This window comes from Lachnoanaerobaculum orale (assembly GCF_003862485.1).
In the GTDB taxonomy this organism is placed as follows: domain Bacteria; phylum Bacillota; class Clostridia; order Lachnospirales; family Lachnospiraceae; genus Lachnoanaerobaculum; species Lachnoanaerobaculum orale.
Map to the genome: position 1 here is coordinate 1854970 of NZ_RRCM01000001.1, position 14236 is coordinate 1869205.

Annotated in this window: 12 protein-coding genes; all 12 read right to left on the bottom strand. The window is 40.3% G+C overall.

Translation table 11 applies throughout. The features are described from left to right. Window positions 1–55: 55 nt before the first annotated feature. The 12 genes from EHW90_RS08890 to xdhA all read right to left on the bottom strand — a co-directional run bounded on the left by EHW90_RS08890 (window position 56) and on the right by xdhA (window position 14222). Complete coding sequence (locus EHW90_RS08890; RefSeq protein ID WP_207667038.1) at window positions 56–703, bottom strand: epoxyqueuosine reductase QueH; 648 nt, start codon at window positions 701–703, stop codon at window positions 56–58. Continuing rightward, window positions 700–1932 carry an RNA polymerase sigma factor RpoD gene (rpoD, locus tag EHW90_RS08895; RefSeq protein ID WP_124952414.1) on the bottom strand — a complete coding sequence of 411 codons (1233 nt, stop codon included), beginning with the start codon at window positions 1930–1932 and terminating at the stop codon, window positions 700–702. The genes EHW90_RS08890 and rpoD overlap by 4 nt, the downstream gene beginning before the upstream one ends. A gap of 214 nt (window positions 1933–2146) precedes the next feature. Beyond that, window positions 2147–3004 (bottom strand): MurR/RpiR family transcriptional regulator, encoded by an 858-nt coding sequence (locus tag EHW90_RS08900; protein ID WP_009444569.1) that lies wholly within the window; start codon window positions 3002–3004, stop codon window positions 2147–2149. Between the two features lie 21 nt (window positions 3005–3025). Further along, complete coding sequence (locus EHW90_RS08905) at window positions 3026–3910, bottom strand: carbohydrate ABC transporter permease (RefSeq protein WP_060930118.1); 885 nt, start codon at window positions 3908–3910, stop codon at window positions 3026–3028. Window position 3911: 1 nt separating this feature from the next. Next, complete coding sequence (locus EHW90_RS08910; protein WP_009444572.1) at window positions 3912–4820, bottom strand: carbohydrate ABC transporter permease; 909 nt, start codon at window positions 4818–4820, stop codon at window positions 3912–3914. A gap of 90 nt (window positions 4821–4910) precedes the next feature. Next, a complete protein-coding gene (locus tag EHW90_RS08915) occupies window positions 4911–6254 on the bottom strand; it encodes an extracellular solute-binding protein (RefSeq protein WP_124952415.1) in 1344 nt (447 codons plus the stop codon). Window positions 6255–6317: 63 nt separating this feature from the next. Next, window positions 6318–7016: an N-acetylmannosamine-6-phosphate 2-epimerase gene (locus EHW90_RS08920; RefSeq protein WP_124952416.1), complete on the bottom strand. Its 699-nt coding sequence runs from the start codon at window positions 7014–7016 to the stop codon at window positions 6318–6320. 298 nt (window positions 7017–7314) lie between these two features. Beyond that, window positions 7315–8697, bottom strand: coding sequence for an NCS2 family permease (locus tag EHW90_RS08925; RefSeq protein ID WP_124952417.1), 1383 nt, complete (start codon window positions 8695–8697; stop codon window positions 7315–7317). A 99-nt stretch (window positions 8698–8796) separates the two neighbouring features. Then, on the bottom strand, window positions 8797–10530 hold the full coding sequence (ade, locus tag EHW90_RS08930; RefSeq protein ID WP_124952418.1) for an adenine deaminase: 1734 nt from the start codon (window positions 10528–10530) through the stop codon (window positions 8797–8799). Between the two features lie 19 nt (window positions 10531–10549). Beyond that, window positions 10550–11041 carry a xanthine dehydrogenase subunit XdhC gene (xdhC, locus tag EHW90_RS08935; RefSeq protein ID WP_009444579.1) on the bottom strand — a complete coding sequence of 164 codons (492 nt, stop codon included), beginning with the start codon at window positions 11039–11041 and terminating at the stop codon, window positions 10550–10552. Further along, window positions 11022–11921, bottom strand: a complete 900-nt coding sequence (gene xdhB, locus EHW90_RS08940; RefSeq protein ID WP_124952419.1) for a xanthine dehydrogenase subunit XdhB — start codon at window positions 11919–11921, stop codon at window positions 11022–11024. Before xdhB ends, xdhC begins: the two co-directional genes overlap by 20 nt. Window positions 11922–11930: 9 nt before the next feature. Continuing rightward, window positions 11931–14222: a xanthine dehydrogenase subunit XdhA gene (gene xdhA, locus EHW90_RS08945; protein WP_124952420.1), complete on the bottom strand. Its 2292-nt coding sequence runs from the start codon at window positions 14220–14222 to the stop codon at window positions 11931–11933. Window positions 14223–14236 lie beyond the last annotated feature (14 nt).

Genomic DNA, 14236 nt, shown 5'->3' on the forward strand with positions numbered 1-14236 from the left:
ATTAAATATCCGCATAACTATTACTGAATTATTATAAAGCAAACTATAACAATCGTCAAATATTATTCTCTCTTTCCTTGGCCCTTTCTATCGATTCACGCTTTGAAAAAGAGCATCCGCAGTAGTCCTGTCTGTAGAGACTGTGCTCCTTTGAAAGGTCTACTGAACGCTTATAGCCGTTTTTCTTTTTAAAGTCGCTCGGTAAATAACGTACATTATACTCCTTTGCCACTTCCTCACCTATCTCACACAGTTTGTTTGCATTTTTCATAGGCGAAATGGTAAGTGATGTTGTAAAGTAGTCAAATCCGTAATCACATGCGGCCTTTGCCGCCTCATGAAGCCTTAATTCAAAGCAGATATCACATCTTTTGCCGCCTTCTTTTTCATTTTCATAGCCTTTTATCTTACTGTGAAAGATACTCGGGTCGTAATCTCCTTCTATGAACTTCACTTCACTTTTAAAGTTCATCTCCTCTATAAGTCTCTTTGCCTCCTCGACTCTGTGTCTGTACTCTTTTGTATCATCAATATTCGGATTATAGAAAAACACGGTCAAATCAAAGTATTTTTCCAGATATTCCATACAATATGATGAACAAGGTCCGCAGCAGGCATGCAGAAGAAGCCTTGGGCGATTGCCCAAAGCTTCCTCTTTCTTTATAATATCTTCCAATTCTTTTTGTAAATTTCTCTTTATCATGCCAAAAAGTCCCTGATTCTCTTTGATCTGACAGGATTTCTAAGTTTTCTGAGTGCCTTGGCTTCAATCTGTCTGATTCTCTCCCTTGTAACCTTGAACTCCTTGCCTACTTCCTCCAAGGTTCTCGGGTGTCCGTCTTCAAGACCGAATCTAAGTACAATAACCTGTCTTTCTCTTTCCTTCAAGTCTCCAAGTAATGTATCTATATGCTCTCTAAGCATAACCGATTCGACATTTCCCTCAGGTGTCAAAACATTGGAATCGGCCACAAAATCTCCAAGGTTTGAGTCGTCCTCTTCACCTATAGGAGTCTCAAGGGAAGCCGGCTCCCTTGCTATCTGCATTATTTCCATTACTTTCTCTTCAGTCATATCAAGTGCATTTGCAAGCTCGGTCACACTCGGCTCATAGCCAAGCTCAAGTGTAAGCTTTCTTTGCATCTTACTCATCTTGTTGATAGTCTCTACCATATGTACAGGTACTCTGATGGTCCTTGCCTGGTCTGCAAGCGCTCTTGTCACAGACTGTCTTATCCACCATGTAGCATAGGTTGAAAGCTTAAATCCTTTAGTATAATCAAACTTCTCAACGCCCTTTATAAGTCCTAAGTTTCCCTCCTGTACAAGGTCCAAAAAGCTCATTCCTCTTCCTGTGTATCTCTTGGCGATACTTACAACCAGACGAAGGTTGGCTTCTATAAGACGCTGCTTTGCATATTCGTCGCCGTCCTGCTTTCTCTTTGCAAGCTCAAGTTCTTCATTGGCTGTCAAAAGAGGTACCGTACCGATCTCTTTTAAGTACATTCTGACAGGGTCTTCAGTACCCACACCTTCCAAAAGGTCTATGGCGCTTAAATCAATATCTTCTTCAGAATCCTTATCGAACTCATCGTCATCATCTAAGAGTAATGAGTCCTCATCGGCGATATTGTCTATATTATCAATGTCAATATTCAAATCATCAGAAGTATTTTCATTGATCTCAATACCCTTATTTTCAAGATAAGAATATATTTGCTCTATGCTTTCAGAGTTCAATTCAATACCTGCAAAGAAATCATTTATCTCACCGATATTAAGTTTCATATCTGAAGCAATACCCTTATTTACAAGGTCTTCCAGTTTTTGTAAGAACTCCTGCGGTGACATCTTCTTCTTGTTTGCACTGTCCGTGCCTTTTGATGCCTTATTTCCTGTAATATTTCGGTTTTCTTTAGCCACTAAGATCATCCCTTCACAAATAGTTGCCGATAATTGACATATCTATTTTTTATTTTAACTGCAACCTTAAACGGTTGTAAAGCTTAAAGAGGCAAAAACCTAAGTTCTTCCCTCTTTATGCAGCTATCAATAATATAAAGGTATACATATACCATTGTATTTTTCTTGTTATCTGCATCGCCATTATAATACTTTTGATGCAGTTTTTCAAGTAATTTTTCTCTTATCTGAACCTGTCGGGTCTTGATAAATAGAATCTCTTATCGTCTTCCTTCTTATTTAAAGTGGTCACGGTATCTTCAAGAATTGCACTCTTTATGACACTGTCAATATTTATGTACTCGCTGTATACAAGGTCAAGTACAAGCAACATAGGAAACTGTGGTGAAATAAGGTTTCCGTTCTCAAGGTATTCAAGTGATGCGACAACCACCACCTCATCACAAAACTCGTGCAGTGACTGGCTGTCTGCCGATGTAAAGAATATAGTCTTTTTACCTCTGTCATGTGCAGACTTTAAGAGAAACAGGATATCCTCGGTCTTTCCGCTGATACTGAAAGCCACCACAGTATCGCCGTCTTTTAAAAATACCGACTGCATTCTTATCCTGTCCGAATCTGTAAGAGAATCTATATCAAGTCCCACTCTTACAAATCTGCTCTCCATCTCACTTGCGGCATATCCGGAACTGCCCTTTCCCACCGCAATTACCTTTTTGGAGTTTACAAGCATCCTTACAACTCTTTGTATCTGGTCGTTGTCAAGAATCGAATATGCCTTGTTAAGCAAATCCTGATATGTGTTGAATACATTCTGAGTAATCATATTTGCATTCGGCTTTTTTACTCTTACACTGTCAAGGAATGCGAATATAAACTCTCTAAATCCTACAAAACCGCATTTCTTTGCAAATCTTGATATGGACGCCTGTGATACATAGAGTCTCTCAGCTACATTTTGAATATTTATATCCATACTCGGATCACATTGTAAGAAATAATCCGCTATCTTCTTTTCTGTAGCTGTAAATAGTGTGTATTTTGATTCTATTATAGGAATCACCGATTTTTCGTATATCATTTCCCCTCTTTTCTACTATGCCTAGCCCTTTACCGCACCCAAAGTAATACCCTTTGTAAAATACTTTTGCAGTGCAATGAACACTATAAGTATAGGTGCCGACGCCAGTGTAGCTCCCGCCATTATAAGCCCGAAATCTGTCGAGTTTTCTGCTTGTAGTTTAGCAATACCGAGAGAAATTGTCAAATTGGACGTAGAGCTTAACATTATGAGTTGCATAAAATAATCATTCCAGCTGTTAATAAATGTAAATATTGCCAAAGCTCCGACTCCCGGCTTAACCATCTGGAAAACTATATCCGTAAACGTTCTGAATTCACTTGCACCGTCAATCCTTGCCGCCTCAAGCATCTCTGTAGGTATACCCTCTGAAAACTGCTTCATAAGGAATACACCGAAAGGCCATCCTACAGTAGGTAAAATAACAGCCCATATAGTATTGTAAAGTTTTAATGATGACATCTCTCTGATAAGAGGTATCAAGATAACCTGCTTAGGCAAAGCCATAGCACATACTATAAGTGTGAAAAGCAATACTCTGCCGTGGAATCTCTTCTTTGCAAGAGCATATCCCGCCATTGCGGCACTGAGGCAGGTCAAAACCATTGCCATGATTGCCATAAATACCGTATTTAACATCCATCTGACAGCTGCAGGCGCCTGAGGTCCCTTTATAAAGCCCAGTTCAAAAATCGGTGCCGTCTGTCTTGAAAACAGCTTTTTGAAATTGTCCATTACCAGCTCTTTCGGTATCCAATCAGGTACCGGAGAATTTATTGAAACCGGTGTTTTGAATGCACCTGTAACAATCCAGTAAAGCGGAAATACAAAACAAATCGCCAGAGCTATCAGCACAATGATTGACACTATATTATAGACTTTTTTTAATGAATGTGAAGTTTTCATATTATTTCTCCTTTGCCAATCTGAACTGAACTGCAGACAATACCGCTATGAATATCGCCAAAACAACTCCCATTGCGTTTCCGTATCCGTATCTGAACATCTTAAATGCCATATAGTAAATATAATACATTACGGTATCTGTTGAATGATTCGGACCGCCTGATGTCAAGAGCTGTATCAGGGCGAAACATTGGAAACTGTTTATAGTGGTTATTACAAGTATATAAAGTGTGGTAGGCATTATCTGCGGCCACTTTATCTTCCAGAATAATTGCATCTCATTGGCACCGTCCACTTGGGCAGCCTCTACAAGTGAATTGTCCACATTTCCAAGTGCGGACACATAAAGAACTATAGGCTGTCCTACAGATGTGGTGAGCAGGATAAGTATTATACAAGCCAGAGCAAATCTCTCATCACCCAGCCAGTTGATATTTGTCTTTAAGATACCGCTGCTCTTTCCTATATAATTGAAAATGCCGTAGTAGTTATTGTACATCCATTTCCAAACCACAGTAACGGCTACGGAGCCTGTTACAACCGGAAGATAGAAAATACATCTGAAAACCGAAAGCACCTTATCATTGAGATTGTATATTACGGATGAAACCCAAAGTGAAAATATACAAACTACAGGAACTGAAATAATTACTATAACAAAGGTATTCTTAAGTGCTTTTAAAAAGATACCGTCTCTAAATAACTCTATATAATTACCGAATCCGATGAAAACATCCTTTGCATCCTTTCCCATTGTGGAATCAAAGAAGCTGGTATATACACATATAATCATCGGGATTATTACAAATCCTATAAAGAATACAAGGCTCGGTAATAAAAACAAATAAGCTGAAGTTGTCTCTCTTCTTACCAATTCCTTTGATCTGGTGGTATAAACACCCTTTGCCATGTTTCCCCTTTCTAAAAAATGTTGCTGAAAGAAAATCTTCAGCAACATTTATAACACGTTAGATTATCTAACTCTATTTAAGAGCAGTTACTATTGAGCCGCTGCCGCATTTGCATTCTTTGTAAATGTTGCGACTTCTGTTGCTACATCACCGCCTGTACCGATTCTTTGAAGCATGTTCCACCACTCTGTACGAGCTGTAGTCCATCCCTTTGTTACCTGATAGTAGTCACCCATTGAAGGCATGAACTTATCTTCAAACAGTTTCATTGTTTCAGCATTGTCTGTTCCGTCATAAACACCTGTTACAGAAGGTCTTACCGGGAAAAATCCTGATGCCTTAACACTTTCCTTTACCTCAGACTCGTCATTACATACAAAGTCGATAAATGTCTTTGCAGCCTCAATCTTCTTTTCATCTCCGTTATTGAAAACTCCGTATCCCCAGATACCGCCGCAAAGCTCTGTAACCTTATCGTCACTCGGGAACAACATAGGTATTATCTCATCACCTGCGTTTGTAAGTCCTGCAGCACCGTTATCCGTATTTGTCTGCTGTGAAGCATTCCAGCAGAATGACATTGCAAGTGTTCCGTTTCTGAAAAGTGTAATCTCGTCACCTCCTGCTATAGAAGGGTCGAAGTTTAAACCTGCCTGATCTACAATTGCCTGTAGCGCTTTTATATTCTCAGGTGAATCTGCTGTATACTTTGTATGATCCTTATCTGTAAATGTTCCTGAATAAAGGTTGTTTACAAGTGCTCTTGTACCCTGGTCACCACCCTGTGATGCACAGTAGATAGCACCTACATTTTGCTGTCCTGAATCATATACAGCCTGTACAGCCTTTAAGAAGTCTTCAGTACTCCATGTGTGGCTGTCAAGATCAAGGTATTGAAGTGCATTTGCCTTTTCAAACATTGTCTTGTTGATTGCCATACAGTGTGCAACCATGAATGCCGGATACTCATAATATGCTCCTTCAGGACTCACACAAGCCGACTTTACTCTGTCATAGATATCTGAAGCCGCATCTTTTTCAAACATATCCTTCAAGTCTACCATAAGTCCCTTTGCACCCCAGTTGGCTACAAGTCTTTCAGGTCCCTCAAGTACGATATCAGGTGCCTGCTTTCCTTCTATAGCAGTATTGATCTGGTCGTCACCGTTTTGATAGTCAAGATACTCAACGGTTACCTTGATTTCAGGATGCTTTTCGTTGAACTTCTTTACAATACCGTCAACTGTTGCCGCATCTCCCCACTTTCCTACAGGATATGTCCAAAGTGAGATGGCTGTTTCACCGTCTGTCGCCGCCTTTGTATCCGCTTTTGAATCTGCCGCAGCACTGCTCTGATCCGCTTTTCCTCCTCCACATGCCGCGAGCATTCCTGCCGCTGTAAGTGTCAAACCTGCCAACAATAATTTCTTCATATTCCCTCCTTACGAGTCTCTTCCCAATTTATTTTTTGCGCTTTCCAAAACTACAAATATTTTTTACACTTCTACATTCTCTAATGCTTTTGCAAATTCTTTTGTTATCAGCTGCGGCCTTGTTATAATTGAGCCGACCACCACGCTGTATGCTCCAAGCTCTATTACTCTTTTGCACTTGTCCGGAGTATTGATATTACCTTCCGCTATAACTTTGTGCTTTACCTTAGCAAGGATATCTCTCAATATTTCAAAATCATTTGCTTCAATCCTTAGTCCCTCACTCTCCTTTGTATAACCGACCATAGTAGTTCCAATGAAATCAAAACCAATCTCATCTGCAAAAATCGCCTCCGCAACTGTGGAACAATCAGCCATAAACATTTGATTCGGATACTTCTGCCTAACTTCACCAAAGAAATCTTTCAAGCTCTTTTTCCCCGGGCGTAGCCTCTGTGTCGCATCAAGTGCTATTATATCAACTCCCACCTCAACCAATGCGTCAACCTCTTTCATTGTAGGTGTGATATACACTTCACTGTCATCATAATCTTTCTTTATGATTCCTATAATCGGCAAATCCACCTGTTCTTTTATCTCCTTGATATCAACAACGGAATTTGCTCTGATTCCGCTTGCTCCACCCATTTTCGCTGCTAGAGCCATTCTCCCCATAATGAAGTCTGAATGTAACGGTTCATTTTCCAGTGCCTGGCATGAAACAATCAGTTTCCCTTTTAGGTTTTTGATTCTCTCATTCATTTTTACTACCTCCATCTGAAAATATATTACCACTTTTGAAAAATAATTTCAATATATCCAAGCTATTCTGATTTTACTTTCATAAACTTACAAAAACACCGTTAAAATCACCATTTTTAGCCTGCATCATTTATGCATATCTTATATTATATTTGTTATATAATCTTAAGTTATCAAAGATATAACTTGACTGTTTTTGAAAATAACTTTATACAATTAAATCATCCAATAAAAAAGAGATACGAGTCTCCTCATATCTCTTTATCAAAATATTATCAAGGCAGTGAATCAAGGCAATCTATAGTAAGAAATACTTTAGTATAAACAATACTGACAGTATATACATAAGAGGTGTGATCTTTTTTGCCTTTCCTGTGCAAAGGTTGATGATAACATATGATACTATACCCATTGAGATTCCTTCTGAAATGCTGTAAAAGAGCGGCATTGCCACTATGCAGATATAGCAAGGAATAGCTTCAGACATATCACTAAAGTCAATATGTACCACATTTGAGAACATATAAAATCCGACAACTATAAGAGCCGGTGCTGTTGCAAATGAAGGTATTGCAAGGAAAATAGGTGATAAAAGCAATGAAAGTGCAAATAAAACCGCTGTTGTAAATGCTGTAAGTCCTGTTCTTCCGCCTTCCGCAACACCTGATGCAGACTCAACAAATGTGGTAACCGTAGTGGTACCAAGCATTGCACCTGCTGTAGTAGCTACGGCATCTGCAAGCAGCGCGCCTCTGATATTCGGTAGCTTACCGTCCTTATCAAGCATACCCGCCTTTGTAGACACACCGATTAAAGTACCTATAGTATCAAACATATCCACAAAAAGGAATGCAAACATTACTACAACAAATTCAAGTGATGCAATCTTGTCAAACTGAAGCTTGAATAAAACCGGTCCTATGCTCGGAATACTGAGTCCGTTTGAAAAATCAGGCAATACACTGTAAAAACCGAGTGCAGGATTCGGCACATAAAGACCTGAAAGCTGCGCAATAATTCCAAGTATCCATGTAGCCAGGATTCCTAAGAGGATATTTCCCTTTATCTCCTTTACAACAAGGAATGCTGTTATAAGCACACCTATTATTGCGATAATTACCGTAATTCCCGCATCATTGGTTGTGGCAATCGCACCCTCAACACCATGTACCTTATTGTATCCGTCAATAGAAAACAGCTCTACAAGAGTAGCACCGCCGATAACAATCTTGGCATTTTGAAGTCCGATAAATGCGATAAAAAGTCCGATACCTACACTGACCGCAGACTTAAGATTCCTCGGTACGGCATTGAAAATAGCTTCACGCACACTTGTAACAGAAAGCAAGATGAAGATAATACCCTCTACAAATACCGCTGTAAGTGCAGTCTCCCAAGTATATCCCATACCTAAAACTACAGTGTATGCAAAATATGCGTTAAGTCCCATACCGGGCGCAAGTGCGAAAGGATAATTTGCAAACAATGCCATAAGCAGTGTACCTACAAATGAAGCTATCGCCGTTGCGGTAAATACGGCTCCTCTGTCCATACCTGCCGCACTGAGGATGTTGGGATTGACTGCCAGTATATATGCCATTGTCATAAAGGTTGTAATACCGGCTATTATCTCAGTCTTTACATCCGTTTTGTTTTCTTTCAGCTTAAAAAACTTTTCCATATATAGTCTCCTTTTTTTTATTATACTCCGGTATTCGGCCCGGAGTTTTATTTTTATAAGTCTTTGATTGCCATTTCACTGCCTTTTGATATTTTAAATTTACTCTGCCTCAATATCTATGAATCTGTTCTCAAAAACATCAAATACTCCCCTTGCTGTCAGCTTTATTTCAGGAATGACAATCAAAGACATAAAAGTAAGTGACATTACAGGCTCAAGTTGTGTGTTTACACCAAGCTCACTTACAGCCTTTTCATGTAGACCAAGCAGCTTTTTGGCGACTTCCTCGCCGCTCAAATCACTCATAAGACCTGCTACAGGAAGTGAAAGACTCTCCAAAATCTTACCGTCCTTTGCCAGAGCAAATCCGCCGCCGTTTTCTTTTATGTTTTCTATAGCCAGGTACATATCGTCATCATTTGTTCCTATACATATAATATTGTGTGAGTCATGTGCAACCGATGCGGCTATTGCACCGCATTTGATGCCGTAGCCCTTTATTATTCCCAGTCCTACCTTACCTGTATTATGATGTCTCTCTATAACGGCACACTTACAGGCATCTATATCCTTATCAAAAACAAAAAGTCCGTCACGTCTTTTTATCCTTATCTTTGATTTCTTTGACAACACTCCGCCTGCAATCATCTCTATAGCATAGACATTATCAGATTTAAGCCACATTTGTAGCATTTCTTTTTTGAAATTATTAAGGCAAACGGTATCGGATACTTCGCTGATATCATATCTTTTTGTCTCTCTCAAATATTTACCGGCTTTTGCCACCTCTTCACCCAAAATAAATACCGATGACACAGGAAAATCATATAAATCGTCAAATACAACAAGGTCGGCTCTTTTTCCCGGAGCAATAATTCCTCTGTCAAAAAGACGGTAGCAGTCGCTTACATTGACTGTAGCCATAGAAAGTGCCATAACAGGCGAAATTCCCGCTCTTACCAAAGTACGCAGATGATACTCAAGATGACCTTCTTCAAATATTGTCTTAGGCTGTCTGTCATCAGAACATAACAGACATCTTCTGAAGTTAAACTCGTTAATACAAGGAATCAGTGCCTTAAGATTATGACAGGCCGAACCTTGTCGCAGCTGGACATATATACCGCGGTTCAGCCTGTCTTCCATCTCTTCAAGCGTAGAACATTCGTGGTCCGTATTTATACCTGCGCAGACATAGGCGTTTAAACTGTTACCCTTAAGATTCGGGCTGTGACCGTCTATAATCTTTTTATGACGACCTGCCAGAAGTATCTTATCAAGTGCGGTATCATCTTTTTGTATTACAGCGTTAAAGTCCATGAACTCGCCAAGACCCAAAACATCCTCCGATATAATATCAGCTTTCATATCCTCAGCCGATATAACAAAACCTGAATCCTCCAGATTTGTAGCCGGAACACAGGAAGGCATCATATACTTTATATCAAGTGCGGTATTTTCGGCCGCATTTTTCATATATGAAAATCCTTTAAGTCCGCATACGTTCACTATCTCATGCGGATCCGCAATTACCGTGGTAGTGCCGTGAGGCACCACCATCTTTCCGAACTCTTCAGGCGTGGTATATGAAGATTCTATATGGATATGTGCATCCATAAGCCCCGGAGAGATATATTTTCCTGTTACATCTATCTCTCTTTCACCTTCATATTCGCCAAATCCCGCTATAAGTCCGTTTGTTATTGCCAAATCGGCTTTTAAAATTTTGCCTCCGCATAAGTCCACAATGTTGCCGTTTTTGAGTACCAAATCAGCCTTCTTTCTGCCGGCTGCCACATCAATCAGCTTCTTTAAAATGTCTTTCTCTATCATACCCCCTCCATGATAAAGTTTACTCTACTCCAAGCCTCTTCTTCATAGTCTTTTCAACTGCTACAAGTATGTTTTCATAACCTGTACATCTGCAAAGATGTCCTGAGAGAAGTTTTCTAAGCTCTTCCTTTGTATAGAGCTTACCGCTGTTTAAGATTTCAGTAGCCGACATTACAAATCCCGGAGTACAAAATCCGCACTGAATTGCAGATTCATCTATAAATGCCTGCTGCAAATCCGAAATCTCTCCGTTCGGTCCCATAAGACCTTCAAGTGTCAAAATATCCTTACCCTCAGCCCATACTGCCAGATAGATACATGAGTTGAACGCTTCACCGTCTATAAGCACATTACAGGCACCACATTCTCCTACTTCACAACCCTTTTTCACAGAAGTAAGTCTGTAGTCATTTCTCAGCATATCTGTAAGAGAGCTTCTTACATCCACCATCTTCTCACATTTTTTACCGTTTATAGTACAAGTGACCAGTTTATATCTCTGTCCTGTCATCGACCGCACCTCCTGCCTGTTTTACAGCCTTTTCACAAGCTCTCTTTGCCATTACAACACCTATATGGCATCTGAAAGCCTTGCTTGCTCTCCATGAATCACGAGGATTTATATCATCAAGTACCTTCTGTGAGAAAGCTTCCATATTCTCATCATTTACTTCTTTTCCTCTTAGGAAATTCTCCGCACTAAAAACTCTCATAGGTATAGGACCTGCTACACCGTAGGCGATTCTTACATCCTCAAATATCTTTTTGTCCGCTGAAAGTTTTACATTCACGGAACAACCTGTAGTTGCGATATCCATCGCCTCTCTCATGGCATACTTTATATAGTGACCTTTATAACCTTCATAAGCTTTCTTAGGGATAATTATTGCAGTCTGTATCTCTCCCTCTTTCAAAGCCACAGTTCCCGCTTTTATATAGAATTCATTTATAGGTACAACTTTTCTGTAACCTTCTCCGGCTATCTCAACCTGTGCATCCCATGCAAAAAGAGTGGATGCCGAGTCTGCAGATGTCACTCCGTTACAGGTATTACCGCCGATAGTTCCTATATTTCTGATCTGAGGTCCGCCTATCTGATCTACAGCCTCACCAAGTACATTTATATACTTTTGGATAATAGGGTTCTTTGTGATATGTGAAAAGCTGGTCAAAGAACCTATTCTGATATTCTCATCGGCATCAAGGCAGATTCCTCTAAGTTCGTCAAGCATATATATACTTACAAGTTCCTTACCTGCTCTTTTACCCTCTCTTACCTGTACCAAGACATCGCTTCCGCCGGCAATAACCTGTGAGCCCGGATGTTCCTTTAGAAGTCTGCAAGCGTCATCAACACTTTCAGCTTCATATAAAGCTTTTATATCGTACATTTTTTCCTCCTACTTAAGTAAACCTGCTTTATCAAAATATTCAAACAATTTTGCCGGACGAAGCGGAATCTCATTTACTCCCACTCCTGTAGCCTGCATAACGGCATTTCTTATGGCAGGCGCTACCGGACATACAGGCGGCTCGCCCAAAGACTTCGTTCCGAACGGTGAAGTAGGCTCAGGATTTTCCACAAATGCAGTCTCAAGATGAGGATGATCCATGGCGGTTGATAATTTATAATCAAGGAAATTATCATTGAGCACTTTACCTGTCTTCTCATCTACAAGCTGTATTTCGGAAAGCGCATATCCTATACCCATGCTCATACCGCCTTCTACCTGTGCTTTTGCCAGAGCCGGATTTATAAGCTTACCGCAGTCGTGTACATTGATTATCTTTACAAGCTTCGCCTTGCACATATCAATATCCACTTCCACCTCTGCAAAGCAGCATCCGAATGAATAAGCATTTGATTTTATCTGTGCTGTAGCCTCAGCTGTTATATGTCTGCTGTCACTTGTTGAATAGAGTGCCTCGGTTGCCAGATCCTTAAGTGAAATAAGCTCCATATTGTCTGTGGTTCTTACTATCATGCCGTTTTTGATATCTGTGATTTCAGGCGGCATGTTTGTAAGAATATATGCGTAGTCAAGAATCTTTTTCTTTAAAAGTCCTGCAGTCTTTGCTATAGAAAATCCGCCGACATAGGTCTGTCTTGAAGCATATGCACCTGTACCGAAAGGAGTAACATCAGTATCCTGACATGATACAACATGTACATCCTCCACTCTGATTCCGATTGCTTCTGCCGCCATCTGTGAAAATGCGGTATCGGCGCCCTGTCCGATTTCGGTTTCACCAAGCTGAAGTGATACGGAACCGTCCTGATTGAGTACAAGCCTTGATGATGAAGACTCAAGTGAAATAGGCCAAACCGCCGTATTATACCAGAACACGGCCATTCCGACGCCTTTTCTGATTCTTCCTGTCTGATTTGAATATTCTTTGAGCTTATTGTCATAGTCCATATAAGCCTTAGCCTTTTCGATACACTGTCTGAACGTATCGTAGTAGTTGACATTTTTTGAGAATCCGTCTTTAAATCCTACAGGCATAAGGTTCTTAAGTCTGAACTCGATAGAAGGTATGCCCATTATCTTTGCAACATCCTCCGTATGTGATTCTACCGCAAACATTGCCTGTGGTATTCCGTATCCTCTCATGGCTCCGGCTACAGGTCTGTTTGTAAATACGGTGTATGCATCACCCTCTATATTGTCACATGGATAAAGCTGCGGGAAACATCCAAGTCCCTTAGCCGCTATTGAATGTCCGTGTGAAGCATATCCTCCCTGATTTGAGAATATTTCTATCTTTCTGGCTGCGTATGTGCCGTCTTTTCTTAAATGAGAAATTATGTGGAACTTGATTCCATGTCTTACTCTGTTTGCAACAAAGGTCTCTTCTCTGCTGCAATCAAGCTTTACAAGATGTCCGCCAACCTTCAGTGAAAGGAATGCACAAAGCGGCTCGTACAAAATATCCTGTTTGTTACCGAATCCGCCGCCTATATACGGTTTTACTATTCTTACATCTCCCCACGGAATACCTAGAGCCTGTCCTACAACTCTCCTTCCGATATGCGGAATCTGTGTGGATGCAACTACCGTAACTCTTTTGCCTTCAGCATAAGCATAGCAGATAAAGTTTTCAATATGGCAATGCTGTACGGTCGGAGTCTCATACCATCTGTCAACTACCGTAAGCCCCTCTTCTTTTATAGCTTCCGCGTAGTTTCCCTTGCTGATACTTGTATGCTTCAAAATATTGTTGGGATAATTTTTGTGTATCTGCGGTGCTCCGTCCTTTATAGCCTCAAGTACATCCGTAACTACCGGATACTCCTCATATTCCACCTTCAGTGCTCTGATTGCCTGATTTGCAGCCACTTCATTTTCAGCTACGACTGCGGCAATATCATCGCCGTAGAATTTGACTTCATCTGTAAGCAAAAGTCTGTCCGCCACATCCTGATGACCCGGGTCTGTAGACCATGGATGTCCTGCTGTAGGGAAGTAGTTTTTATACTCTCCCAAATCAAAACAGGTAACAACCTTTACAACACCTTCAATTTTTTCAGCCTCTGTGGTATCAATTGAAAGCACTCTACCATGAGCTATCGTAGAATGTAAAATCTTTGCCACATATGCACTTGCGTCACATAAATCGTCAGTATACTTTGTTCTACCTGTGACCTTGTCAAATGCATCCACTCTGACAATACTCTTTCCAACCTCCATATTCATTCCTCTCT